This is a genomic window from Xenophilus arseniciresistens (assembly GCF_028023875.1).
Lineage (GTDB): Bacteria > Pseudomonadota > Gammaproteobacteria > Burkholderiales > Burkholderiaceae_C > Xenophilus > Xenophilus arseniciresistens.
On the sequence record NZ_JAQIPB010000008.1, the window covers coordinates 17408 to 42234 of the forward strand.

Sequence of the window (24827 nt, forward strand, 5' to 3'; positions counted from 1 at the left end):
GGCGGGGCATGTCCGGCGCGGGCCATGGCGCTGCGTTTAGCATGCGGCGGCCAGGGGCCTGGCCCTGCCGCACCCCCGCGAATCCATCCACGTGCGTCGCTTCTTCCTCACTCTCTTTCTGCTGGCTTCGCTGCTGGTGCTGGGCACCGGCACCGCAGCCCTGTGGTGGCTGCACCAGCCGCTCAAGCTGCCCTCGGCCGCGGTCGATCTGCCGGTGGAGCCCGGCACCACGCCGCGCGGCGTGGCCCAACTGGTGCGCCAGGCCGGGGTCGATGTCGATCCCCGCCTTCTTTACTGGTGGTTCCGTTTTTCGGGCCAGGACCGGCAGATCCGCGCCGGCAGCTACGAGCTGGAGCGGGGCGTGACCCCGCGCACCCTGCTGGCCGTGCTGGTGCGCGGCGAGGAAGCCACGCGCAGCGTGGTGCTGGTCGAAGGCTGGAACATCCGCCAGGTGCGCGCCGCCCTGGCCAAGGCCGACATGCTGCGCCCCGACAGCGTGGGCATGGATGACGCGCAACTCATGCGGGCCGTGGGCCGCCCTGGCTTGCACCCGGAAGGCCGCTTCTTCCCCGACACCTACACCTATTCCAAGGGTTCCAGCGACATCGCCGTGCTGCAGCGCGCCATGCGTGCCATGGACCGCAAGCTGGAGGCCGCCTGGGCTGCGCGGGCCAGTGATCTGCCGCTCAAGACGGCCGATGAGGCGCTTATTCTGGCCAGCATTGTCGAAAAGGAGACAGGCAAGTCGGCCGACCGCGCGGAAATCGCCGGCGTGTTCACCAACCGCCTGCGTGCCGGCATGCTGCTGCAGACCGACCCGAGCGTGATCTACGGCCTGGGCGAGGCCTTCGACGGCAACCTGCGCAAGCGCGACCTGCAGACCGACACCCCCTGGAACACCTACACCCGCGCCGGCCTGCCGCCCACGCCCATCGCCATGCCCGGGCAGGCGGCGCTGCTGGCGGCGGTGCAGCCGGCGCGCACGCGCTCGCTCTATTTCGTCTCGCGCGGCGACGGCACCAGCCATTTCAGCGAAGACCTCGATGGCCACAACCGGGCCGTGAACAAATACATCCGGGGCAGGTAGCGAAATGGGCACAGGTCTTTTCATCACGCTCGAAGGCATCGACGGCGCCGGCAAGTCCAGCCACCTGGAATCGCTGGAGGCCTGGCTGCGCGGCACGGGGCGCACCGTGGTGCGCACGCGCGAGCCCGGCGGCACGCCGTTGGCCGAGACGCTGCGCGAGCTGGTGCTGCAAAAGCCCATGGACGCGCTGACCGAGTCGCTGCTGGTCTTTGCGGCCCGGCGCGACCATGTGACGCAGGTGATCGCCCCGGCCCTGGCGCGCGGCGAGATCGTGCTGTGCGACCGCTTCACCGACGCCACCTTCGCCTACCAGGGCGGCGGCCGCGGCTTCGATCTGGAGGTGCTGCAGACGCTGGAGCGCTGGGTGCAGGCGCAGAGTCAAGAAGCCACGCTGCTGCAGCCCGATCTGAGCTTCTGGTTCGACCTGCCGCCCGAGGTGGCCGCGCAGCGCCTGGCCGCCGCCCGCGTGCCGGACCGCTTCGAATCCCAGAGTGCCGAGTTCTTCCGCCGCGTGGCCGAAGGCTATGCCGCGCGCGCGCGCGGCGATGCGGCGCGCTTCGAGCGCATCGACGCCAACCAGCCGCGCGATCAGGTCTGGGTGCAGGTCGAGTCGGCCTTGCGGCGCCGGGGGATCGGCGCATGAGGAGCGCCACGTGAGCGGCGAAGCCGACACGCTGGCCCCCTGGCTGGTCCGCGCGCGCACGGCGCTGCTGCGCCAGCGCGGCCATGCCTGGCTGTTGCAGGGCGCTTCGGGCCTGGGCCAGTACGAGCTGGGCCTGTCGCTGGCAGCAGCCTGGCTGTGCGAGCGGCGTGATGCCGGCCAGCCGGAGCAGGGCGCCTGCGGCCAGTGCCCGAGCTGCCACGCCATTGCCGTGCGCACCCATGCCGACCTGTGCGTGCTGATGCCCGAGGTGGCCATGCACGAGCTGGGCTGGCCGCTCGATGAAAAGGCACAGGCCGAGATCGAGGACAAGAAGCGCAAGCCCAGCCGCGAGATCCGCGTGGAAGCCATGCGCGACGCGGTGGGTTTTGCCCAGCGCACCAGCGCCCGCGGCCGCGGCAAGGTGGTGCTGGTGTATCCGGCCGAGCGCATGAACGCCATCTCGGCCAATGCGCTGCTCAAGACGCTGGAGGAGCCCGCGGGCGACATGCGCTTCGTGCTGGCCAGCGAATCGGCCTGGCAGTTGCTGCCCACCATCCGCAGCCGCTGCCTGGCCTACACCTTGCCCTGGCCCGAGGCCGACGAGGCGCGCGACTGGCTCATCGCGCAGGGCATGGCGCCGGCTGACGCGCCTGCCATGCTGCGCGCCGCGGGCGGGCGCCCCGAAATGGCGCTGCGCCTGTCGCGCGGCGGCCCTTCGCCCAAGGCCTGGGCGCTGCTGCCCAGGGCCGTGGCGCGCGGCGAGGTGGCTGCGCTGGCCGAGCTTTCGCCGCCAGCGGCCATCGACGTGCTGCTCAAGCTCTGCCACGACCTGCTGGCTGTGCGCTCTGGCGCAGCCACGCGCTTTTTCGAGGCCCAGGACTTGCCGCCCGCGCCGTCCTATCGCATCCTGGGCCGCTGGTCGCGCTCGCTGATGCAATCGGCCCGCACCGCGGAACACCCGTTCAACGCGGGCCTCATGCTGGAGGCGCTGGTCAGCGACGCCCAAAGCGCCCTAAACTCTGCCGCTCGCCGCCCATGAACCAGCCAGCCACTCCCGTCGCCAACACCGCTCCCGCAGCGCCGCACCGGCCCAGCGTGATCCAGTTGGCCATCAAGGAAAAAGGCGCGCTCTATGCCGCCTACATTCCGCTGTTCGCCGATGGCGGGGTGTTCATCCCCACCACGCGCGAATACCGGCTGGGCGATGACGTCTACGTGCTGCTGACGCTGCCCGAAGACCCTCAGCGCTACCCGGTGGCTGGCAAGGTGGCCTGGATCACGCCCGCACGCGCGGCCGGCAACCGCTCGCCGGGCGTGGGCATCCGCTTTCCCGCAGACCAGAAGTCGCGCCAGCTCAAGGCCCGCATCGAGGACGTGCTGGGCACGTCGCTGGGCGCGGACCGCCCCACGCAAACCATCTGAGGCCCGGCCTCGCGGCCCTGCCCGAGCGCGGCTGCCGCCGCGCATTCCCACTGGCACGCTGCGCCACACCGCGCGCCGCCGCTCTTTCCCATTGCCCACCATGTTCACCGACTCCCACTGCCACCTGAGCATGCCCGAGCTCATGCAGGAGCTGCCCCGCATCCGTGCCGCCATGCAGGAGGCGAGGGTGGATCGCGCCCTGTGCATCTGCACCGTGCTCGAGGAGTTCGAAGCTGTGCACGCGCTGGCGAGCCAGTACGACAACTTCTGGGCCAGTGTGGGCGTGCATCCCGACAACGAGGACGTGCGCGAACCCACTGTGCAGGAACTGGTCAGCCTGTCGGCCCGGTCCAAGGTTCTGGCCATTGGCGAGACCGGGCTGGACTACTACCAGATGGAGGAGCGCAAGGGCGGCCGCAGCATCGCCGACATGGAATGGCAGCGCGAGCGCTTCCGCGTCCATATCCGGGCGGCGCAACAGGTCCACAAGCCGTTGGTGATCCACACGCGTGAGGCCTCGCACGACACCATCGCCATCCTCAAGGAAGAGGGCGAGCAGGGCGGGGCAGGGGCGGCTGGCGGCGTGTTCCACTGCTTCACCGAGACGGCCGAAGTGGCACGCGCGGCGCTGGACCTGGGCTTCTACATCTCCTTCTCGGGCATCCTGACCTTCAAGAAGGCGCAGGAGCTGCGCGAGGTGGCGCGCTTCGTCCCGCTGGACCGGCTGTTGATCGAAACGGACAGCCCCTACCTGGCACCCGTGCCTTATCGCGGCAAGGTCAACAATCCGTCCTACGTGCCTTTCGTCGCGGCCCAGATCGCCGAACTGCGCGGCATGAGCGCCGACGCGGTGGGCGAGCTGACCAGCCGAAACTTCGACAACCTTTTTCTTTCGAGGACCGCATGAGCCTGAAGCCCGCATCCCTCCTGGCGGCCGCACTTGTCGCGGTGTCCTGCGCAACGACGGCTGGCCCGCGCGAGGACTTCTTTCGCGCCGTCGCGGCCGACAACCCCTATGCCGTGCGCAGCCAGATCGAGCGGGGCATGGACCCCAACACGCTGGACGACAAGAAGCAGACGGCCCTGGTCATCGCGCTGCGCGAAGGCTCGCCCAAGGTGGCGCGGGCGCTGATCGAGATCAAGAAGACCGACGTGAACGCCACCAACGGCAGCGATGAATCCCCGCTGATGATGGCCGCGCTGCGGGGCCAGCAGGAGTTCGTGGACCTGCTGCTCAAGCGCGACGCCGCCGTCAACAAGACCGGCTGGGCGCCGCTGCACTATGCGGCCACTGCCGGTCAGGTCGGCATCATGAAGCAACTGCTGGATCAGCACGCCTTCATCGACGCCCAGTCGCCCAACGGCACCACGCCGCTGATGATGGCCGCCATGTACGGCAGCGCCGATGCCGTGAAGCTGCTGCTGGCCGAAGGCGCGGACATCATGATGAAGAACGAGCAAGGCCTGAGCGCGCTGGACTTCGCCCGGCGCGCCAATCGCACCGATGCCATGGAGCTGCTCAGCGCCGCCGCCACGCGTGCACCCCAAAGGCCCGGCACGGGCAAGTGGTGAGGGTCTGGCCGCCATGCGGCTTTCTTCAATCTCATTGATTTGACATAACACACATTGGATATTTTTAAGCATCAAGGCGAGGGCAACCTAAACCGCCGCCTTCAGCCCCAAGAAGACTCTTTTCCAAGCACCCCAGGGCACGTGCCGCTTCTCTGCGAAAATGCGCACCCTATGTTCACCGGCATCATCACCGGCGTGGGGCGCATCGCCGCCGTCCACGACCTCGGCAGTTCCGCAGCCCACGGCAAGCGGCTGCACATCCAAGCGCCTGCGGGCTATCTCGACGACGTCGGCCTCGGCGACAGCATTGCGCTCAACGGCGCCTGCATGACCGTGACGTCCTTCGAGCCGGCCTCGGGCGTGTTCACCATCGACATCTCGGCCGAATCGCTGGACAAGACCGCGGGCCTGGACGCCGTGGACCAAAGCGTGAACCTGGAAAAGGCACTGCGCGCGCACGACCGCCTGGGCGGCCACATCGTCTCCGGGCATGTGGACGGCATTGGCACGGTCAGCCATTTCGAGCCGCTGGGCGAAAGCTGGGAGCTGCGCATCCAGGCGCCGGCCGCACTGGCGCGCTTTCTGGCCTACAAGGGCTCCATCACCGTCAATGGCGTCAGCCTGACGGTCAATCGCGTGCTCGACCTGCCCGCCGCAGGCGGCAGCGAGATCAGCATCAACCTGATTCCCCACACGGTGCAGAACACGGCCCTGGGCCAGTTGCGCGCCGGCAGTTCCGTCAACCTGGAAATCGACACCGTGGCGCGCTACGTGGAGCGCATGCTCCAGGCCGGCGTGCTGCCCGGCGCCGGCTCCTCTGCCCTTCACCCATGAACGCTTCCGTCACTCCCCTGCCCACGGCCGCCGCGCCGCAGGGCGTTGCCCCCATTTCGTCGGTCGAGGAAATCGTGGCCGACCTGCGCGCCGGCCGCATGGTGATCCTCGTGGACGAGGAGGACCGTGAGAACGAAGGCGACATCGTGATCGCGGCCGACCACATCACGCCGCAGGCCATCAACTTCATGGCGCGCCATGCGCGCGGGCTGATCTGCCTGACGCTCTCGCGCGACATGTGCGAGCGGCTGAACCTTCCGCCGATGGTCACGCGCAATGGCGCGAAGCATTCCACGGCTTTCACCGTGTCCATCGAGGCGGCCGAAGGCGTGACCACCGGCATTTCGGCCGCCGACCGTGCCCGCACGGTGCAGGCGGCCGTGGCGCCCGGCGCGAAGGCCAGCGACCTGGTGCAGCCAGGCCACATCTTCCCGCTGCAGGCCGTGGACGGCGGTGTGTTGATGCGCGCCGGCCATACCGAGGCCGGCTGCGACCTGGCCGCGATGGCCGGCTGCTCGAGCGCTTCGGTCATCTGCGAAGTGATGAACGAAGACGGCACGATGGCGCGCCTGCCCGACCTGCAGGTTTTCGCCGCCGAGCATGACCTGAAGATCGGCACCATTGCCGCGCTGATCGAATACCGCAGCCGCACCGAGACGCTGATCGAGGAAGTCGGCGCGCGCGAGATCCGCACGGCGCATGGGCCCTTCATGCTGCGCGCCTTCAAGGACACGCCCAGCGGCGACGTGCACCTGACGCTGGTGCGCGGCCAGTGGGATGCCGATGACGTGGTGCCCGTGCGCGTGCATGAGCCGCTGTCGGTGCTGGACGTGCTCGAGCTCGAGCGCCCCATGCACTCGTGGAGCCTCGATGCGGCGCTGGCCCATATCGCGGCCGAAGGCAAGGGCGTGGCCGTGCTGCTCAACTGCGGCGAAAGCGCCGCAGAACTGCTGGCCCAGTTCGAAGGCACCGCCCGCCCCGCGCAGGCCCCCGAGCGCGGCCGCATGGACCTGCGCAGCTACGGCGTGGGCGCCCAGCTGCTGCGGGCCAGCGGCGTGAGCAAGATGAAGCTGCTGGGCAAGCCCCGGCGCATGCCCAGCATGGCTGCAGGCTACGGCCTGGAAATCCTGGGCTACGTCACCAAGGACTGATCAAGAGAAATGTTTGAAGCCAACAAGGGAACAGCCGCAGCGCTGGATGGGCGCGGCCTGCGCATCGGCATCGTGCAGGCGCGTTTCAATGAAGACATCACCAACGCGCTGGCCCAGGCCTGCCTGTCCGAACTGGGCACGCTGGGCGTCTCGGCCGGGCACATCCACCATGTGCATGTGCCCGGGGCGCTCGAGGTGCCCGTGGCGCTGCAGGCCCTGGCGGCCAGTGGGCGTTTCGATGCCCTGGTCGCGCTGGGCTGCATCATCCGCGGCGAGACCTATCACTTCGAGCTGGTGGCCAATGAGTCCGGCGCCGGCGTCAGCCGCGTGTCGCTGGATCACCAGTTGCCCATCGCCAATGCGATCCTGACGACCGAGAACCTGGAGCAGGCCGTGGCCCGCCAGAGCGAGAAGGGCCGTGACGCGGCCCAGGTTGCGGTTGAAATGGCCCAACTGCTGGCCCAGACGAAAGCCGCCCGATGAACGCCCAGGCCCCCTCCTCCCCTCCCTCGGACAAGCGCGCCCCGGCCTTCAAGGCCGCGCGCAAGTCTGCCGCCCGTTCGGGCCGTTCGCGGGCGCGCGAGTTCGCGCTGCAGGCGCTCTACCAGCACCTGGTGGGCCGCAACGAAGCCGAGGCCATCGACACCTTCACCCGCGACCTCACCGGCTTTCACAAGGCCGACTCGGCGCACTACGACGCGCTGCTGCACGGCGCCATCGCCGAGCAGGCAGACCTGGACGCGCTCATCAAGCCGCTGCTGGACCGGCCCATGGGCGAGATCTCGCCCATCGAGCACGCCGTGATGTGGATCGGCGCCTATGAGTTCCTGCATTGCCCCGACGTGCCCTGGCGCGTGGTGCTCAACGAGTGCATCGAGCTGGCCAAGGACTTCGGCGGCACCGACGGCCACAAGTACGTCAATGGCGTGCTCAATGGCCTGGCGCCCAAGCTGCGTTCGCTCGAAGTCGAAGCCGACCGCGCGGCCGGCCGCCTGCGTTGAGCACCCGGGCCGCCGTGAGCTCCACCGCCGCATCGCCGCGCATCGCCCGCCGCGCCGAACGCATCGAGCCCTTCTATGTCATGGAAGTGGCCAAGGCCGCGAGCGCTTTGGCGCGCGAGGTCGCCCAGGGCGACTCGCCCATGGTCTTCCTGAACATCGGCGAGCCGGACTTCACGGCCCCGCCGCTGGTGCAGGAGGCCGCGGCCCGCGCCGTGCGCGCGGGCGCCACGCAGTACACGCAGGCCACCGGCCTGCCGCAGCTGCGCGAACGCATCAGCCGCTGGTACAGCCAGCGCTTCGGCATCGACGTGCCGGCGCGGCGCATCGTGGTCACGGCCGGCGCGTCGGCTGCGCTGCAGCTGGCCTGCCTCACGCTGATCGAGTCCGGCGACGACGTGCTGATGCCCGACCCCAGCTACCCCTGCAACCGGCATTTCGTCAGCGCCGCCGAAGGGCGCGCGGTGATGATCCCGACCACGGCGCAGGAGCGCTTCCAGCTCAGCGCCGCGAAGGTGCAGGCCGCCTGGACCGAGCGCACGCGCGGCGTGCTGCTCGCCTCGCCCTCCAACCCCACGGGCACCTCCATGGCGCCCGATGAGCTGCGGCGCATCCACGAGGTGGTGCGCGCGCGCGGCGGGCTGACGCTGATCGACGAGATCTACCTGGGCCTTTCCTACGACGAGGCCTATGCACAGAGCGCGCTGGCCATCGACGACCAGATCATCAGCGTCAACAGCTTCAGCAAGTACTTCAACATGACCGGCTGGCGGCTGGGCTGGCTGGTGGTGCCCGATGCGCTGGTGCCGGTGGTCGAGCGCGTGGCGCAGAACCTGTTCATCTGCGCCAGCACGGTGGCGCAGTACGCGGCCCTGGCCTGCTTCGAGCCCGAGAGCATTGCCGAATACGAACGCCGCCGCGGCGAGTTCCGCGCGCGGCGCGACTGGTTCATTCCACAGTTGCAGAGCCTGGGCCTTGATGTGCCCGTGGTGCCCGATGGCGCCTTCTACGCCTGGGCCGACTGCAGCGCCGTCGCGCGCCGCTGGGGCATCGAGGGCGCCGACGCCAGTTGGGACTTCGCCTTCGAACTGATGAAGCGCGCCCACATCGCCGTCACGCCGGGCCGCGACTTCGGCCGCGACCAGACCGGCCGCTTCGTCCGCTTTTCCACCGCCAGCGCCATGCCTCAGCTGCAGGAGGCGGTGACCCGCCTGAAAGCCGCCCTGGGATGAACGCAGACTGCGCCATGCGCCAGGCCGCACCCCAGGCCGAAGGCCAGCCCTTCGAGCTGCAGCTGCGCGTGTACTGGGAAGACACCGATGCCGGCGGCATCGTCTTCTATGCCAACTACCTGAAGTACATGGAGCGCGCGCGCACCGAATGGCTGCGCGCCCTGGGCGTGCACCAGCGCGAGCTGCGTGAACAGACCGGCGGCATGTTCGTTGTGAGCGAAGCGCAGCTCAAGTACCACCGCCCCGCGCGCCTGGACGACGTGTTGTGCATCACCACACAACTGCAACATCTTGGCACCGCGTCGATCGTGATGCTGCAGGCGGCCTACCGGCTGGACCCGGCGGCCGAAGCCGGCCGCCAGCTGCTGTGCGAAGGGACGATCCGCATCGGCTGGGTCGATGCCCAGCGCATGCGCCCGACGCGCATCCCCGACACCGTCACGGGAACCCTCAAGGCCGTGCCAGGCTCCATCACCGTGGCGAACGGCCCGGGCCTTGCAAGCGGCCTGTCCGCATTCCCGCGCGAACCCCTTTCCTAGCATTGCCCATCCGACGCCGGCCAGGGCGATGCCAAGCCCGGGTCAGCGCCAGAGGCAGTCCGGCCGTTGTCTGACCTGAACACCATGAACCAAGACCTCTCGATCACCACCCTCCTCCTCCACGCCAGCCTGCCGGTGCAGCTGGTGGTCCTGCTGCTGGTCACGGTCTCGATCGCCAGCTGGGCCGCCATCGTGCGCAAGTACTTCGCGCTCAAGCGCATGCGCGCACTCAACGACGAGTTCGAGCGCGATTTCTGGTCTGGCACCAGCCTCAACGAGCTTTTTGCCTCGGCCGCGCAGAACGCCAAGAACGGCGGGCCCATGGAGCGCATCTTCGCCTCGGGCATGCGCGAGTACCAGAAGCTGCGCGAACGCCGCGTGAGCGATGCCGGCACCTTGCTGGACGGCGCCCGCCGCGCCATGCGGGCCAGCTTCCAGCGCGAGCTGGACGCGGGCGAATCGAATCTGTCCTTCCTCGCCACCGTGGGCTCGGTCAGCCCCTATGTGGGCCTGTTCGGCACCGTGTGGGGGATCATGCATGCCTTCACGGGCCTGGCTGCGCTGGAGCAGGTCACGCTCTCCACCGTGGCGCCCGGCATCGCCGAAGCCCTTGTGGCCACCGCCATCGGCCTGTTCGCGGCCATCCCGGCCGTGGTGGGCTACAACCGCTTCGCGCGCGAAATCGACCGCATCGCCATTTCGCTGGAGACCTTCATCGAGGAGTTCTCCAACATCCTGCAGCGCAACCTGTCGGCCGGCCAGAACGCCACGCCCAACCCCGCCGCCTCGGGCCACTGAGCCGGCTGCTGCGCACGGAGAAACAACGCCCATGCCTGCCGTTTCCAGCCGCGGCCGCGGCCGCCGCACGATCAACGAGATCAACATGGTCCCGTTCATCGACGTGATGCTGGTGCTGCTGATCATCTTCATGGTCACGGCACCGCTGATCACGCCCAGCGTCATCAATCTGCCCACGGTGGACCGCGCCAGCAAGCGCGAGGACAAGCCGCTCGAGGTCATCATCAAGAGCGACACCGTGGTGCAGTTCAAGCGAGACCCCAGCGTGGGCTCCTCATCGGGCCTGGACATCCCCATGGCCCAGATCGGCCAGGCCGTGAAGACCGCGCAGGACGGCGACGCCCAGCGGCCGGTGGTCATCAGCGCCGACAAGAGCGTGAAGTACGAAACCGTGGTGGCGGCCATGAACCAGCTCAAGCGCGCGGGCATCGAGCGCGTGGGCCTGTCGGTGACGGCCACGGGCAGCCAGCAGCGCTGATGGGAAAGAGTTGCACCGCATGAGCCTGGCTGCCGACCGCCCCGAGTTCTCTCCGCCGCCCCAGCGGGGCACGCTGCGCGCCGTGGGCATTGCCCTGCTCGCGCATGCGCTGCTCATCGGCGCCCTGACCTGGGGCGTGCGCTGGAAGCGCGAAAGCGGCGACGACGACGCCATCGAGGCCGAGCTGTGGACCGCCACCGTGCAGCGCGCCGCGCAGTCCACGGCCGTGGCGCCGCCGCCGCCTCCGCCCCCCGCGCCGCCGGCTCCCGCGCCCGAACCCCCTCCCCCGCCGCCGCCACCCGCGGTGCGCCCGCCGCCGCCGGCTCCGCCCGCGCCCGATCCGGACATCGCGCTGGAGCGTGAACGCCGTCTGCGCGAGCAGCAGGCCCAACGCGAGCGCGAACAGCAACAGGAGCGCCAGCGCCAGCAGGCCGAGGAACGCCGCCGCGAAGAACAGCAGCAGCAGCGCGAGAAGGAACGCCAGGCCGAAGCCCGCAAGCGCGAGCAGGAAGAAAAGCGGCGCGAGGAAGAACAGCGCAAGCAGGCCGAAGAGAAGAAGCGCGAGGCCGCTGAAAAACAGGCTGCGCAGAAGGCTGCGGCCGAGAAGCTGGCCGCCCAGAAGGCCGCCGCCGAAAAGGCAGCGGCCGCAGCCGAGAAGGCCCGCCAGGACCAGCTGGCCCGCCTGCGCGGCATGGCCGGCGGCACGGCTGAGCAGAACTCCGGCCCGCGCTCCGGCCAGGGTCAGGGCCAGGGCGGCCCCTCGTCGAGCTACGGCGCGCGCATTGCCGCGGCCGTGCGGCCGAACATCACCTTCGATCCGTCGACGGTGGCCGGCAACCCCACGGCCGAGTTCCTCGTCAATCTGGCGCCGGACGGCACCATCGTGGGCGTCAAGCTCAACAAGTCCAGCGGCAACCCGAGCTGGGACCGCGCCGCCGAAGGCGGCCTGCGCAAGACCGACAAGCTGCCGCGCGACATCGACGGGCGCATCATCACGCCGCTGATCGTGGAGCTGCGGCCCAAGCCTTGAGGCCGGGGCCGGGGCCGGGGCCTGCAGGCCGCCGGCCCTGCTCGCGCAGGCGGCGGCGTCAGTGGCGCGGCGCCGTCTTCACTCGTAGACCACGGTGGCGTTGCCGGCCTCGGCCTGCGCCGTCCAGCTGGCCAGCGCCGCATCGGTGGGGAAGAAGCGCGCGGCCTCGCCCAGTTGCAGCTCGACCTGCGCGCCCGCGCGCTGCAAGGCCAGCCGCACGGGCAAGCCCTGGCTGAGCAGGCCATGCTCGGTCTGCTCCTCGCGCGGCTTGAACTCGCGCACCAGGCGCGCGATGTCGGGCAGCTTGCCGTTGACGGCCACGCGCAGGTACTTGCCGAAGCGGCAGCGCGCATCGGCCAGGGCCGACACCTGCTGCGCCACGAAGCGCGGCTCGAAGCCGCCGCGGCCCGGCTGCAGGCGGCCGCTGATGATCACGAGTTCGTCCTCGCGCAGGGCATCGCGCGCGGCGGTGTAGACGGCCTCGTCGGCCACCACCTCGATGGTGGCGCTCTTGTCGTCGAGCACGAACAGCGCCAGCCGGCCGCGCTGGCCGTTGATCATGCGCAGGCCGCTGACGATGCCGGCGATGGTCTGCTGCTCGCGGCTGTCGATCAGCTCGTCGATCTGGCGCTTGGCGAACAGCCGCACCTCGCGCGCCACCTCGTCGAACAGGTGGCCCGAGAGGTAGAAGCCGATGGCGGTCTTCTCGTGCGTCAGGCGCTCCTTGACGCCCCAGGGCATGACTTCCACCAGCGCCGGCTCCTCGGCGCTGGAGCCGTGCGCATCGTCGCCGAACATGTCGAACAGCCCGCCCTGGTTGGCATTGGCCTCCTGCGCGGCGGCGTAGTCGAAGGCCCGGTCCAGCGAAGCCACCAGCGCGGCGCGGTCGGGGTTGAGGCTGTCGAAGGCGCCGGCCTTGATCAGCGCCTCCACCGTCCGCTTGTTGATGCGCTGGCGGTCCACGCGGGCGCAGAAATCGAACAGGCTCTTGAAGGGCCCGCCCTCCTCGCGTGCGCGCACGATGGCCTCGATGGCCAACTGCCCCGTGCCCTTGACGGCGCCCAGGCCGTAGCGGATCACGGTGTCGCTCACGGGCTGGAAGCGGTGATGGCCGCGGTTGACGTCCGGCATCTCGAAGCTCATGCCGAAGTTCTTGGTCGCGTCCTCGTACAGCACCTTGAGCTTGTCGGTGTTGTCCATTTCCACCGTCATGTTGGCGCAGTAGAACTCGGCCGTGTAGTGGACCTTGAGCCAGCCCGTGTGGTAGGCCAGCAGCGAATACGCGGCGGCGTGCGACTTGTTGAAGCCGTAGCCCGCGAACTTCTCCATCAAGTCGAAGATCTCGTCGGCCTTGGCTTCGGGAATGCCATGCGTGGCCAGCGCACCGGCGCGGAACTTCACGCGGTGCTCGGCCATCTCCTCGGCCTTCTTCTTGCCCATCGCGCGGCGCAGCAGGTCGGCGCCGCCCAGCGAGTAGCCGCCCAGGATCTGCGCGGTCTGCATCACCTGCTCCTGGTAGACCATGATCCCGTAGGTCTCGGAGAGCATCTCGGCCACGGCCGGGTGCGGGTACTCCACCTCCTCGCGGCCGTGCTTGCGCGCCACGAAGCTGGGGATCAGGTCCATCGGGCCCGGCCGGTACAGCGCGTTCAGCGCGATCAGGTCTTCCAGCCGCGTGGGCTTGGCGTCGCGCAGCATGCCCTGCATGCCGCGCGATTCAAACTGGAACACGGCTTCGGTCTTGCCCTCGGCAAAGAGCCTGTAGGTGGGCTTGTCGTCCAGCGCGATGTTCTCGAAGGCGAAGTTCTCCTGGCCCTTGTGGCGCTGCATGATGAACTCGCGCGCGATCTCCAGGATCGTGAGGGTGGCCAGGCCCAGGAAGTCGAACTTCACGAGGCCGATGGCCTCCACGTCGTCCTTGTCGTACTGGCTCACGGCCGATTCGCTGCCCGGCTGCTGGTACAGCGGGCAGAAGTCCGTCAGCTTGCCCGGCGCGATCAGCACGCCGCCGGCATGCATGCCGATGTTGCGCGTCATGCCTTCGAGCTTCTGCGCCATCTCGACCAGGGACTTGACTTCTTCCTCCTGCTCGATGCGCTGGGCCAGCAGCGGCTCGGCCGCGATGGCGTACTTCTCCTTGTCGTCGTCCGACAGGTCGGCCGGCGGGTACTGCAAGGTCACGGGCTTGCCCGGCTTGTTCGGGATCAGCTTGCTGATGCCGTCGCAAAAGCCGTAGCTCATGTCCATCACGCGGCCCACGTCGCGGATGGCCGCGCGCGCGGCCATGGTGCCGAAGGTGGCGATCTGGCTCACGGCGTTGCGGCCGTACTTGTCCTTCACATAGTCGATGACGCGGTCGCGGTTGCCCTGGCAGAAGTCGATGTCGAAGTCGGGCATCGACACGCGCTCGGGGTTCAGGAAGCGCTCGAACAGCAGGTTGTATTCCAGCGGATCCAGGTCGGTGATCTTCAGCGCATAGGCCACCAGCGAGCCCGCGCCCGAGCCCCGGCCCGGGCCCACGGGGCAGCCGTTGGCCTTGGCCCAGCGGATGAAGTCCCCCACGATCAGGAAGTAGCCAGGGAAGCCCATCTTGAGGATGGTGCCGATCTCGAACTCGAGCCGTTCCACGTAGCGCGGGCGCTGCGCATCCCGCTTGGCCGGGTCGGGGAACAGGTGCGCCAGCCGCTCCTCCAGCCCTTCGAAGGAGAGCACGCGGAAGTACTTGTCGATGGGCATGGGCACGCCGTCTTCCAGCGGCGTCGGGAAGTTGGGCAACTGGGGCTTGCCCAGCACCAGCGACAGGTTGCAGCGCCGCGCGATCTCCACCGTGTTTTCCAGCGCACTGGGCACGTCGGCAAAGAGCGTGGCCATCTGCTCGGCGCTCTTGAAATACTGCTCGCGCGTGAAGCGGCGCACGCGGCGCTGGTTGCCCAGGATCTCGCCTTCGGAGATGCACACGCGCGCCTCGTGCGCGTCGAACTCCTCGGCTTCCAGGAACTGGATGGGCTGCGTGGCCACCACGGGCAGCTTCAGCCGCGCGGCCAGCTGCACGGCGGCGCGTACGTGGGCCTCGTCATCGGGGCGGCCCGCGCGCTGCAGCTCGATGTAGAAGCGATGGGTGAAGATGCCGGCCAGGCGCAGCGCCACCTCGCGCGCTCGCTCGGCGTTCTCGGCGACCAGCGGCGGGCCCAGCGGCCCGGCCTGTGCGCCCGACAGCGCGATCAGACCGCCGTTGAGTTCCTCCAGCCATTCCCAGCGCGCCTGCGGCTGGGTCTGGCCGCGCGGCACGTTCTGCGTCCACCCCCGCGCGAGCAGCTCGGACAGGTTGAGGTAGCCCTCGATGCTCTGCACCAGCAGGATGATGCGGCTGGGCGGCGCGTCGGCGTCCATGCCCTCGAGCAGCAGTTCGCAACCCAGCACGGGCTTGACGCCCTTGCCGCGCGCCTGCTTGTAGAACTTGATGGCGCCGAAGAGGTTGTTGAGATCGGTGACGGCCAGCGCAGGCTGGCCATCCTTGGCCGCGGCCTTGACGACTTCGTCGATGCGGGTGGTGCCGTCGACGACGGAAAACTCGGTGTGCAGGCGCAGGTGGACAAACATCCGGGGGATTGTAGAAAGCCGCGTGGTCGAGGCTGGCCGACGCGCGCAACCTCACGCAGAATGAGCCGCACAAGTCAGGGAGAAAAGAAATGGCCGATATCGACGCCAGTGGCATGGTTGCGCACCCAAACGTGCTGCCCATGCGCTTCACCTACATCGAGCGAGGCGCGCTCGCGAAGATTGAGGGGATCATCGTTCACCAGACGGATTCCTTCGATGAGAAAAGCGTGTTTGCCAGTTACCGGGGCCCGAATGCTGCCGGCGCTCACTTCCTCATTGGCAAGAACGGAACGATCTGGCAGACCGCTTCGCTGCATCAGCGCACCCACCATGTGGGCAAACTCAAACCGAGATGCCTGGCACAGATGTCTTGCGCACCCGCGGAACTCAAGACTCTTCGAAAGGCTTCAGCCGAAGTCAGCAACCGAATTGAAATGACGAAATCCGTGCCCCAGCGCTATCCATCGAATAGCGACAGCGTCGGCATTGAAATTGTGGGCAAGGCCAGCCTGCCGCCCAACAAGCCCATACCGCCCGGGCTTTCAGGCGACGAGCGCCTTCGCTTTCAGGGCAACCATGCGGTCTATGAAGCAGTCACCCCAGCCCAGCAAGTGTCACTTCAATGGCTGATCGACTTCCTGCGGCAAAACCTGCATGTCCCGGCGACTGAAGTTCATAGGCACCCCGACGTGAGCCGCAAAAACCCCACTGAAGCGAGCTCTGCTCAATGGAAATGAAACATCACGCCGCCTTGCTCTTGTCACTGCTGGCCCTTAGCTCGCAAGCGCTTGCCGCTGGCGAAGAGGACGATGACGCCTACTATTTGCGGCGGCTGACACCACCGCCCATTACCAGCATCAAGGTAACCCACCCGATACGCCGGGACGAGACAGCCCTGTATGACGAAACGTGCGAAGACTTCAAGATCACCGCACGCGATGCACGGCGCTTTTTCAGACATGCCCAAGCAGTAAGCCGACGGGACTACAACGTGTACTACCCGGAATCAGGGTGCTATGGAAAAGGTGCGACGACCTATACCAACGGCATGCGCACCGAGTGGCATATCGAATCTAACGGCCGTGGCATCGTCGTGCCCACCAATGGCAAGAACAAAGGCGTTGCCTACTACCTCTACTGCGGAGCGGAATGCGAGACCTTGGGCAGAACCGAGGGTAAGTGATCGCGCCAGCGCGCGGCCCGCCCTTTGAGGCGGCGCCTCCGCCACAACCCACGGCGCTTTTTACAATCGCGCCCGTGAACGACGTGCTCAATATTTCCGCCTACCTTTTCGTGCCCCTGACCGATCGGGAGCAACTGCGCCCGCGCCTGTTCGAGGCCGCGCAGGCGCGCGGCCTGCAGGGCACGGTGCTGCTGGCCGAGGAAGGCATCAACCTCTTCCTGGCCGGCGCGGCCGAGGGTGTGCGCGGCTTCGTGGCCGAGCTGCGCAGCGACCCGCGTTTTGCCGCGCTGGAGCCCAAGGAAAGCTGGTCGGCCCATCAGCCCTTCAGGCGCCTGCTGGTCAAGCTCAAGCGCGAGATCATCCGCATGAACCACCCGGCCATCCGCCCGGCCGCGGGGCGTGCGCCGGCCGTGGACGCAGCCACGCTCAAGCGCTGGCTGGACCAGGGCCATGACGATGCCGGCAAGAGCGTGGTGATGCTGGATACGCGCAATGCCTTCGAGGTGGACTACGGCACCTTCGACAACGCCATCGACTGGCGCATCGGCAAGTTCACTGAATTTCCGCAGGCCGTGCGCGAGCACCGGGCCGAACTCGAAGGCAAGACCGTGGTGAGCTTTTGCACCGGCGGCATCCGCTGCGAGAAGGCCGCCATCTACATGCACGACCTGGGGCTGACCAACGTGCTGCAGCTCGAAGGCGGCATCCTCAAGTACTTCGAGGAAGTGGGCGGCGCGCACTATCAGGGCGATTGCTTCGTCTTCGACGGGCGCGAGGCCCTGGCGCCCGACCTGAGCGCGCGCTCGGCGCATGCCAGCGCGCGGGCCACCGAAGACCCGGACCTGCTGCTCAAGCAGGGCTGAAGAAGCGCCCTGCCCTGCGCCAGCGGCCCTCAGGTGTCTGAAGCGCCGCCGGGCGTCACGGCGCTGGTGTGGCGCTGCGTCTTGAAGGGATGATCGGGCAGCGGGATGAACTCGGTCTCGCCGGGCACATGGCCCATGCGCTGGGCCTCCCAGTCCTCGCCGGCCTGCAGGATGCGCTCGCGGCGGCTGGAGACGAAGTTCCAGCTCATGAAGCGCGGGCCATCCAGCGGCGCACCGCCCACGACCACCAGACGCCGCGCACCATCGGCGCGGATGCGCACCGGCGCGCGCTCGCCATCGGGCAGCACGGCCATGGTGTGCTCAGCCAGCGGCGCATCGTCCACCCACAGCGGTCCATCGACCGCGTAGAGCGCCATCTCGGGCGCCAGCGCCGGCAGCTCGAAGCTCGCGCCCGCAGGCAGGCTCACGTCCAGGTACAGCGTGGGCATCAGCGTGGGCACGGGCGAGCGCAGGCCAAAGGCCTCGCCGACCAGCACGCGCACGGGCACGCCCTCTACTTGGAGCGCGGGGATGTCGGCCGCCGCGGTGTGCGAGAAGCTGGGCTCGACCTCTTCGTATTGCTGCGGCAGCGCACACCACAGCTGCAGGCCGTGGTTGACGTAGGTTTTGGTCTTGAGCGCCTCGGGCTTGCGCTCCGAATGCACGATGCCCTTGCCGGCCGTCATCCAGTTGATGGCCCCGGGGCGGATCTCCTGCTCGGTGCCCAGGCTGTCGCGGTGCATCATCGCGCCCTCGAAGAGGTAGGTGACCGTGGCCAGGCCGATGTGCGGATGCGGGCGCACGTCATGCTGGTCGCCGGGCTTTTCGGTCGAAGGGCCGAAGTGGTCGAAGAACACGAAGGGCCCGACCGAGCGGCGCTGGGCGGCCGGCAGCACGCGGCGGACCTCGAAGCCGCCGCCCAGGTCCTTGACATGGGGCGACAGCATCATCGACGGGGTGGCACTCATGGGGTTCTCTCCGTGTTCGTGAGGGAAAAGGGGCCCGCATGGGGCCCCGCTGGATGCGCGCCTGCTCAGGCCAGCAGTTGCAGCGCGCCGCGCAGGCGCTCGCCGAAGGCGCGCGCGGTTTCCAGGTCGCCGGCCGGCATCTCGCCCGGGCTGGCGTCGGCCGGCGAGGTGGTCATGAGGCCGCCGAAGCCACCCACGTAGTTCAGCGAATCGCGCGTGGACGCCTTCTTGTTGCTCGGCGTGATGCCCAGGCCCGCCCAGAGGCCGCCATGTTGCATCGCCAGCTGCCAGAAATAGGCGATGGAGGCGAACTTGTCGCCGTTCATGGTCGCGCTGTTGGTGAAGCCCGCGAAGAGCTTGTTCTTCCAGCCTTCCACGAACCAGACCTTGGACGAGGCGTCGGCGAATTTCTTGAACTGCCAGCTCGGCGCGCCCATGTAGGTGGGCGCACCGAAGACGATCAGCCGCGCCGCGGCCAGGGCGTCCCAGCTGCCGTCGGGCAGGTTGCCGTCGGCGTCGATGGCGATCAGCGCCGCCTCGGCGCCTTCGGCCACGGACTGCGCCACGCGCTGGGTGTGGCCGTAGCCGGAGTGGTAGACGATGACGATGTCGCTCATGGTTTCTGACTCAGAGGATGGAAGTGAAGGTGAAATCGGGGACGTACAGGGCACCCACGGAACTGGCTTCTTGGCCAGTCCGTCGGGTGTGCGCCCTTCGCGCAGCGGAAGGGGGTGCTGAGAAGCAGCCTGAGGGTTGTTACTTCTTGTCGATGCTGAAGCGGCCGGCGCCGAAGGCGAAGAAGGCCAGGAAGCCACCCGCGATGGCGAGGTTCTTGAAGAAGCTGGTCTTCTGGGCCACCAGCATTTCAGGCGGCACGTTCCAGAAGGCATGGCCCAGGAAGGCGGTGGCCACCGTGAACACGGCCAGGATGATGGCCATCAGCCGCGTCTTGAAGCCCACCAGGAACAGCAGCGCCACGATCAGCTCGACCACGACGGCCACCACCACCGCCACCTCGGGCAGCGGCACGCCGATCTTGGTGAAGTAGCCGGCCGTGCCGGCAAAGCCCATCAGCTTGCTCCAGCCTGCAGGCACGAACAGCAAGGCCAGAAGCACGCGGCCGATCAGCGCGGCGCCGTCCTGGGTGGGGGTGGTGGAAGAAGTTTGGGTGATGGCCATGACAGACTCCTGAAAAAAAGCCAAAAGAAAAAAGAAGAAAACACCAGCACATTCGCAGCGCCGCCGCCTCTTGGCGGGCGGTGGCGCTGCATTCAGCCGGGAGGCTCAGGCCTCCAGGTCGAACACCAGCACTTCGGCGTCCTTGCCGCCGCGCAACTGCACGCGCGATTCACCGGCGATCATCGCCGCATCGCCGCCCGTGAGGATATGGCCATTGACCTCGAGCGTGCCGCGCACCAGATGCACGTAGCCCTTGCGCGCGGGGTCCAGCGTCAGCTCCGCCTGCTCGTCGCCGTCCAGCAGGCCGGCATACAGCCGCGCATCGGCATTCATGGACACCGAGCCCTCGGCCCCGTCAGGCGAAGCCACCAGGCGCAGCCGGCCGCGCTTGTCGCTGGCCGCAAAAGCCTTCTGCTCGTAGCCGGGCTGCACGCCGCGCTGGCTGGGCAGCAGCCAGATCTGCAGGAAGTGCGTGGCCTTGTCCTTCTCGTGGTTGAACTCGCTGTGCATCACGCCGGTGCCCGCGCTCATGCGCTGCACGTCGCCGGGCGGAATGGATTCCACGTTGCCCATGCTGTCCTTGTGCGCCAGGGCGCCGTCGAGCACGTAGCTGATGATCTCCATGTCCTTGTGGCCATGGGTGCCGAAGCCGGCGCCCGCGGCCACGCGGTCTTCGTTGATCACGCGCAGGTTGCCCCAGCCCATGAAGGCGGGGTCGTGGTAGCCGGCGAAGGAAAAGCTGTGGAAGGACTGCAGCCAGCCATGGTCGGCATAACCACGTTCCTGGGACTTGCGGATTTGCAGCATGGTGAAATCTCCTGAACGGTGGGGCGGCCCGGCTTGGCTGGCCCTGGTACCCCGTGAGCCGCGCCGGATGCGCAGCGGATGAACAGAATGTAGGGCGCTCCCAGGACGCTGCGTGTGCGGCGTCTTGAAGACATCATTCAAATGTTTTGAATGAAAATCCGCCAATGCCTGCCCACCCTCCCGCCATGCAGCCGCGCGACGTGCTCACGCCCGACGCGCTGGCCATGCTCCAGACCATCGTGCGCCAGGGCAGCTTTGCCGCCGCCGCGCGCGCCCTGAACCTCGTGCCCAGCGCGCTGAGCTACCGCGTGCGCCAGATCGAGGACGCCCTGGACGTGCTGCTGTTCGACCGCAGCGCGCGCCAGGCCCGCCTGACGGCCGCGGGCGCCGAGCTGCTGCGCGAGGCCGGCCGGCTGCTGACCGAGATCGACGCCGTGGCCAACCGCGTGCGCCGCGTGGGCTCGGGCTGGGAGCCCCAGCTGACGCTGGCGGTGGACGGCGCCATCGCACGCGACCCGATGTACGAGCTGGTCGGCGCCTTCTATGCGCAGGAGCCGCCCACGCGGCTCAAGCTGCGCGACGAGACGCTCTTCGGCACGGTGGAAACGCTGGTGCGCGGCGAGGCCGACCTGGCCATCGGCAGCGTGCTCGATGCCGCGCGCCTGGCGCTCACGGCCTCGGGCATCCAGAGCCGGCCGCTGGGCGAGCTGCACTTCATCTATGTGGTGGCACCCCACCATCCGCTGGCGCGCGAGACGGGGCCGCTGAGCGAGGCGCAGATCCGCCAGCACCGCGGCGTGGTGGCGGCCGATTCGGCGCGCCAGGGCGAGAGCCTGAGCATCAACCTGGTCAGCGGCCAGGACCTGCTCACGGTGCCCACGCTGCAGGCCAAGCTGCATGCGCAGCTGCACGGCCTGGGCGGCGGCTTTCTGCCAGAGACCATGGCCCGGCCCTGGCTGGCCGCGGGCCATCTGGTGCAGTTGCCCACCGAGCGCCAGCCCCCCGCAGGCACCCTGCACTGCGCCTGGCGCAGCCGGGCGGCCGGCCAGCCCGGGCTGGCGCTGCAGTGGTGGCTGCGCCAGCTGGAGCATGCGGGCACGCGGGAGGCGCTGCTGACGCAGCACCGCGGCCGATGAGCCGCGCGCGCTCAGCCTGCCTTGTGCGAGCTGCCGTGCTTGTGCGTGCCCGGGTTCAGCGGCAGCAGGCGGTCGAGCCGGGTGTCGCCATACACCCGCATCACCTTGGAGATCACCACCTGGTAGCCGGCCAGCCATTGCTCGTGCGCCGCCTTGGCCCGCAGGTGCGTGGGATGCACCATCAACTGGTGCAGCGCGTCCATCGAATCCCAATAGAAGACCTTGGAGACCAGTCCCGTCGTGGGGTTCTCCCAGCTTTCGACGCCCCTGAAGCCCTCCAGGCTCTCGGCCACCCGCGTGATCTCGTCATACAAGGCGTGGAACTCGTCGTCGAGCTGGTGGTGGGCAAATACGAAAGTCGCGGAATACATGGTGCGGGCAAGCGGCATGGCAGCACGGTCGCCGGATCTGGTCCAGGGCTGCAGTGTGACTCAAGATCACGAGACAAGTGTCAGGGTTAGTTAACGCATCAAGCCGAGCGACGAACGGTTAGAGTCGTCATCGGCGCGCCACATCGGGCGCGCAAAGGCATCCAGACGCACATGGCCCGCTCGTCCCGCACCCCCTCCTCCTCCCCTTCCAGCCCCCGCCGCATCGCGGTCATCGGTGCCGGGCTTGCCGGCCTGGCCGCAGCCCGCACGCTTTTGCAGGCCGGCCATGCGGTCGAGGTCTTCGAGTCGCAACCCGGCCCGGGCGGTCGGCTCATCGGCGAGCCCACGCACTACGGCAGCTTCGACACCGGCGCCCAGTACTTCACCGTGCGCGACCGACGGCTGCAGCTGGCGCTGGAGCGCACCGGCGCGCCCTGCAAGCGCTGGAGCGCCAATGCCGTGCGCGTGCTCGACGCCATGGGCCGCGTGGTCGAAGCCGCGCTGCCCACGCGCGAATCGCACTGGGTCGCGGTGCCCCACATGGGCGCGCTGGCCGCCCACTGGGCCGCGCCGCTGGGCACGGCCCTGCACCTGGGCTGCCGCGTGCTGGCCCTTGAAGCCGACACCCTGCAGCCGCGCCGCTGGCAACTGCGCATCCAGGCCGAGGGCGATGCCAGTGCCGTGCATGCCGGCTTCGACGCCGTGCTGCTGGCCGTGCCGCCAAGCGCCGCGCGTGCGCTGCTGGCGCAGGCCGCGCCGGCCCTGCTCGCGCAGCTGGCCGATGTGCAGGTGGCGCCGTGCTGGTCGCTGCAGATGGCCTTTCCGCAAGCCAGCCAGCCCGGCCTGCCGCACCTGGGCCCGCAATGGAACTGCGCCCGCTCCACCCACCACCGCGTGGCCTGGGTCGCGCGCGAATCGTCCAAGCCGGGCCGCGGCAGCATCGAACGCTGGACCGTGCAGGCCAGCGCCGACTGGTCACGCGAGCACCTGAGCGACGACGCCTCGCGCGTGCAGGCCAAGCTGCAGCGCGCCTTTGCCGAAATCACGGGCATCCGCGTCGAACCGGCCTGGGCCGAGGCCCGGTTGTGGGCCGAGGCCAAGACGCAAACGCCGCTGGGCCGCAGCCACCTGTGGGACGCCAAGGCCGCGCTGGGGCTGGCCGGCGACTGGTGCATCGGCCACCGCGTGGAAGACGCCTTCATCTCCGGACTGGAACTGGCGCTGGCCGTGGCCTGAACGTGGGGGCTGAAGCGGGCCTGCCGGCGTCCCGGGCAGGCACCTCCTATGTCGGGCGCTTCGCGCCCTCGCCCACGGGCCTGCTGCATGCGGGCTCGCTGGTGGCCGCGCTGGCCAGCTGGCTGGACGCGCGCGCCCACGGCGGGCGCTGGCTGGTGCGCATCGAGGACGCCGACACCGAGCGCTGCCAACCGGGCCTGGGCGAGCAGATCCTGGCCCAGCTGGCGGCCTTCGGCCTGCGGCCCGACGAAGAACCCATCTGGCAGACGCAACGCAGCGCCCGCTACGAGCAGGCGCTGCAGCAACTGGTGGCCCAAGGCCTGGCCTACCCCTGCGGCTGCACGCGGCGCGAGATCGACGAAGCCCTGGCCGCGCAGGGCCTGGGCCACACCCGCCATGGCGAGCGCGTCTACCCCGGCACCTGCCGCAACGGCCTGCACGGCAAGCGCGCAAGGGCCTGGCGCTTTGCCACCTGGCAGCGACCGGGCCGCATCGACTGGCATGACCGCCGGCTGGGCGAGCAGGTGCAGGATGTGGCGCAGGCCGTGGGCGATTTCGTGCTGCGCCGCGCCGACGGACCCTGGGCCTATCAGCTGGCCGTGGTGGTCGACGATGCCGACCAGGGCATCACGCACGTGGTGCGCGGCGAAGACCTGGCCGACAACACGCCGCGCCAGATCCTGCTGCAGCGCGCGCTGGGTCTGCCCACGCCGCAGTACCTGCACACGCCGCTGGTGCTGGCGGCCGATGGGCAGAAGCTCTCCAAGCAGAACGGTGCGCAGGCGCTGGACACGCAATCGTCCGCCGGCATCGTGGCGGCGCTGCAGGCGGCCGTGCATGCCCTGGGCCTGCCGGCGCCCCCGGCCGGCAACAGCCCTCAAGACCTGCTGGCCGGGTGCATCGGCGCCTGGGCGGCTCTCTACAATCCGGCCCCGTGAGCCACAGCCCCGCCCCGCCCGAAAACGCCGACGCATCGGCCCCCGCCTCCCCGTCCAACGAGACCCCGGTCACCGCCGAGGGCCACCCGCATCGCCGGCTCAAGAGCTTCGTGCGCCGGGCCGGACGCACCACCACCGGCCAGAGCAAGGCCTTCGAACAGTGGGGGCCCGAATTCCTCGTCCCCTACCGCCAGGCCCCGCTGGACCTGCAGGCCGCCTTCGGGCGCCAGGCGCCCACGGTGCTGGAAATCGGCTTCGGCATGGGCGAGGCCACCGCGCACATCGCGCGCGTGCGGCCCGAGGACAACTTCCTGTGCTGCGAAGTCCACGAACCCGGCGTGGGCGCGCTGCTCAAGCGCATCGGCGAGCAGCAGATCTCCAACATCCGCATCTGCGCGCATGACGCCGTGGAAGTGCTGGAACACATGCTGCCCGGCGCCGTGCTGGCCGGCATCCACATCTTCTTCCCCGACCCCTGGCACAAGAAGCGCCACCACAAGCGCCGGCTGATCCAGCCGCCCTTCGTGCGCCAGCTGGCCGAGCACCTGGCGCCCGGCGGCTACCTGCACTGCGCCACCGACTGGCAACCCTATGCGCAGCAGATGCTCGAGGTGCTGGGTGCCGAGCCGCTGCTGGCCAACACCAGCCAGGCCCCGGACGGCTGGGCCGACAAGCCCGACTACCGCCCGCTGACCAAGTTCGAGAACCGCGGCCTGCGCCTGGGCCACGGCGTGTGGGACCTGGTGTTCAAGCGCGTCTGAG

Annotated in this window: 28 protein-coding genes; 22 read left to right on the forward strand and 6 right to left on the reverse strand. The window is 68.9% G+C overall.

Going from position 1 to position 24827, the window contains the following annotated elements:
* Positions 1-91 precede the first annotated feature (91 nt).
* The 15 genes from mltG to tolA all read left to right on the forward strand — a co-directional run bounded on the left by mltG (position 92) and on the right by tolA (position 11784).
* Positions 92-1087, forward strand: coding sequence for an endolytic transglycosylase MltG (mltG, locus tag PGB34_RS16440; protein ID WP_271429195.1), 996 nt, complete (start codon positions 92-94; stop codon positions 1085-1087).
* 4 nt (positions 1088-1091) lie between these two features.
* Positions 1092-1730, forward strand: coding sequence for a dTMP kinase (tmk, locus tag PGB34_RS16445; protein ID WP_271429196.1), 639 nt, complete (start codon positions 1092-1094; stop codon positions 1728-1730).
* 10 nt (positions 1731-1740) lie between these two features.
* Positions 1741-2769: a DNA polymerase III subunit delta' gene (locus tag PGB34_RS16450; RefSeq protein WP_271429197.1), complete on the forward strand. Its 1029-nt coding sequence runs from the start codon at positions 1741-1743 to the stop codon at positions 2767-2769.
* Positions 2766-3152, forward strand: a complete 387-nt coding sequence (locus PGB34_RS16455) for a PilZ domain-containing protein (protein ID WP_271429198.1) — start codon at positions 2766-2768, stop codon at positions 3150-3152. The genes PGB34_RS16450 and PGB34_RS16455 overlap by 4 nt, the downstream gene beginning before the upstream one ends.
* 100 nt (positions 3153-3252) lie before the next feature.
* Positions 3253-4059, forward strand: coding sequence for a TatD family hydrolase (locus PGB34_RS16460; protein WP_271429199.1), 807 nt, complete (start codon positions 3253-3255; stop codon positions 4057-4059).
* Positions 4056-4724, forward strand: a complete 669-nt coding sequence (locus tag PGB34_RS16465; RefSeq protein ID WP_271429200.1) for an ankyrin repeat domain-containing protein — start codon at positions 4056-4058, stop codon at positions 4722-4724. The genes PGB34_RS16460 and PGB34_RS16465 overlap by 4 nt, the downstream gene beginning before the upstream one ends.
* Positions 4725-4895: 171 nt before the next feature.
* Positions 4896-5558, forward strand: coding sequence for a riboflavin synthase (locus tag PGB34_RS16470; RefSeq protein WP_271429201.1), 663 nt, complete (start codon positions 4896-4898; stop codon positions 5556-5558).
* Entirely contained in the window at positions 5555-6709 is a 1155-nt protein-coding gene (gene ribBA, locus PGB34_RS16475) for a bifunctional 3,4-dihydroxy-2-butanone-4-phosphate synthase/GTP cyclohydrolase II (RefSeq protein WP_271429202.1), read from the forward strand. The genes PGB34_RS16470 and ribBA overlap by 4 nt, the downstream gene beginning before the upstream one ends.
* A gap of 9 nt (positions 6710-6718) precedes the next feature.
* Positions 6719-7192 (forward strand): 6,7-dimethyl-8-ribityllumazine synthase, encoded by a 474-nt coding sequence (gene ribH / locus PGB34_RS16480; RefSeq protein WP_271429203.1) that lies wholly within the window; start codon positions 6719-6721, stop codon positions 7190-7192.
* A complete protein-coding gene (gene nusB / locus PGB34_RS16485; RefSeq protein ID WP_333909036.1) occupies positions 7189-7710 on the forward strand; it encodes a transcription antitermination factor NusB in 522 nt (173 codons plus the stop codon). Before ribH ends, nusB begins: the two co-directional genes overlap by 4 nt.
* 80 nt (positions 7711-7790) lie before the next feature.
* Positions 7791-8939 carry a pyridoxal phosphate-dependent aminotransferase gene (locus PGB34_RS16490; protein ID WP_408647913.1) on the forward strand — a complete coding sequence of 383 codons (1149 nt, stop codon included), beginning with the start codon at positions 7791-7793 and terminating at the stop codon, positions 8937-8939.
* A 14-nt stretch (positions 8940-8953) separates the two neighbouring features.
* On the forward strand, positions 8954-9478 hold the full coding sequence (gene ybgC / locus PGB34_RS16495) for a tol-pal system-associated acyl-CoA thioesterase (protein WP_271429427.1): 525 nt from the start codon (positions 8954-8956) through the stop codon (positions 9476-9478).
* A gap of 84 nt (positions 9479-9562) precedes the next feature.
* Complete coding sequence (tolQ, locus tag PGB34_RS16500) at positions 9563-10276, forward strand: protein TolQ (protein ID WP_271429205.1); 714 nt, start codon at positions 9563-9565, stop codon at positions 10274-10276.
* Positions 10277-10307: 31 nt separating this feature from the next.
* Positions 10308-10754: a biopolymer transporter ExbD gene (locus PGB34_RS16505; RefSeq protein WP_271429206.1), complete on the forward strand. Its 447-nt coding sequence runs from the start codon at positions 10308-10310 to the stop codon at positions 10752-10754.
* Between the two features lie 19 nt (positions 10755-10773).
* Positions 10774-11784, forward strand: a complete 1011-nt coding sequence (tolA, locus tag PGB34_RS16510) for a cell envelope integrity protein TolA (protein WP_271429207.1) — start codon at positions 10774-10776, stop codon at positions 11782-11784.
* 78 nt (positions 11785-11862) lie between these two features.
* Here tolA and dnaE read toward each other — a convergent pair whose 3' ends face one another.
* Positions 11863-15384: a DNA polymerase III subunit alpha gene (gene dnaE, locus PGB34_RS16515; RefSeq protein WP_271429208.1), complete on the reverse strand. Its 3522-nt coding sequence runs from the start codon at positions 15382-15384 to the stop codon at positions 11863-11865.
* Positions 15385-15473: 89 nt separating this feature from the next.
* Between dnaE and PGB34_RS16520 the strand changes: the two genes are divergently transcribed.
* The 3 genes from PGB34_RS16520 to PGB34_RS16530 all read left to right on the forward strand — a co-directional run bounded on the left by PGB34_RS16520 (position 15474) and on the right by PGB34_RS16530 (position 17430).
* Positions 15474-16121 (forward strand): peptidoglycan recognition protein family protein, encoded by a 648-nt coding sequence (locus PGB34_RS16520; RefSeq protein WP_271429209.1) that lies wholly within the window; start codon positions 15474-15476, stop codon positions 16119-16121.
* A complete protein-coding gene (locus PGB34_RS16525) occupies positions 16112-16567 on the forward strand; it encodes a hypothetical protein (protein ID WP_271429210.1) in 456 nt (151 codons plus the stop codon). Before PGB34_RS16520 ends, PGB34_RS16525 begins: the two co-directional genes overlap by 10 nt.
* A gap of 74 nt (positions 16568-16641) precedes the next feature.
* Positions 16642-17430 (forward strand): sulfurtransferase, encoded by a 789-nt coding sequence (locus tag PGB34_RS16530; RefSeq protein ID WP_271429211.1) that lies wholly within the window; start codon positions 16642-16644, stop codon positions 17428-17430.
* Positions 17431-17459: 29 nt separating this feature from the next.
* Here PGB34_RS16530 and PGB34_RS16535 read toward each other — a convergent pair whose 3' ends face one another.
* From PGB34_RS16535 to PGB34_RS16550, 4 genes are all read right to left on the reverse strand, one after another.
* The gene (locus PGB34_RS16535; protein WP_271429212.1) at positions 17460-18398 is read right to left on the reverse strand and encodes a pirin family protein; all 939 of its coding nucleotides are present in this window, start codon (positions 18396-18398) and stop codon (positions 17460-17462) included.
* Between the two features lie 65 nt (positions 18399-18463).
* Positions 18464-19015, reverse strand: a complete 552-nt coding sequence (locus PGB34_RS16540; protein ID WP_271429213.1) for a flavodoxin family protein — start codon at positions 19013-19015, stop codon at positions 18464-18466.
* A gap of 139 nt (positions 19016-19154) precedes the next feature.
* Positions 19155-19577 carry a DoxX family protein gene (locus tag PGB34_RS16545; protein ID WP_271429214.1) on the reverse strand — a complete coding sequence of 141 codons (423 nt, stop codon included), beginning with the start codon at positions 19575-19577 and terminating at the stop codon, positions 19155-19157.
* Between the two features lie 105 nt (positions 19578-19682).
* Positions 19683-20384, reverse strand: a complete 702-nt coding sequence (locus PGB34_RS16550; protein WP_271429215.1) for a pirin family protein — start codon at positions 20382-20384, stop codon at positions 19683-19685.
* Between the two features lie 164 nt (positions 20385-20548).
* Here PGB34_RS16550 and PGB34_RS16555 point away from each other — a divergent pair, with 164 nt between their 5' ends.
* Positions 20549-21520 (forward strand): LysR family transcriptional regulator, encoded by a 972-nt coding sequence (locus tag PGB34_RS16555; RefSeq protein WP_271429216.1) that lies wholly within the window; start codon positions 20549-20551, stop codon positions 21518-21520.
* Between the two features lie 11 nt (positions 21521-21531).
* On the opposite strand, the gene PGB34_RS16560 is transcribed toward PGB34_RS16555, so the two are convergent.
* Positions 21532-21891 (reverse strand): antibiotic biosynthesis monooxygenase family protein, encoded by a 360-nt coding sequence (locus PGB34_RS16560; protein WP_271429217.1) that lies wholly within the window; start codon positions 21889-21891, stop codon positions 21532-21534.
* A 171-nt stretch (positions 21892-22062) separates the two neighbouring features.
* Here PGB34_RS16560 and PGB34_RS16565 point away from each other — a divergent pair, with 171 nt between their 5' ends.
* The 3 genes from PGB34_RS16565 to trmB are packed head-to-tail and all read left to right on the forward strand — an operon-like array spanning position 22063 to position 24826.
* On the forward strand, positions 22063-23127 hold the full coding sequence (locus tag PGB34_RS16565) for an NAD(P)/FAD-dependent oxidoreductase (RefSeq protein WP_271429218.1): 1065 nt from the start codon (positions 22063-22065) through the stop codon (positions 23125-23127).
* Positions 23128-23129: 2 nt separating this feature from the next.
* Positions 23130-24065, forward strand: a complete 936-nt coding sequence (gluQRS, locus tag PGB34_RS16570; protein WP_408647911.1) for a tRNA glutamyl-Q(34) synthetase GluQRS — start codon at positions 23130-23132, stop codon at positions 24063-24065.
* Positions 24062-24826: a tRNA (guanosine(46)-N7)-methyltransferase TrmB gene (gene trmB, locus PGB34_RS16575; RefSeq protein WP_271429219.1), complete on the forward strand. Its 765-nt coding sequence runs from the start codon at positions 24062-24064 to the stop codon at positions 24824-24826. Before gluQRS ends, trmB begins: the two co-directional genes overlap by 4 nt.
* Position 24827: the final 1 nt, after the last annotated feature.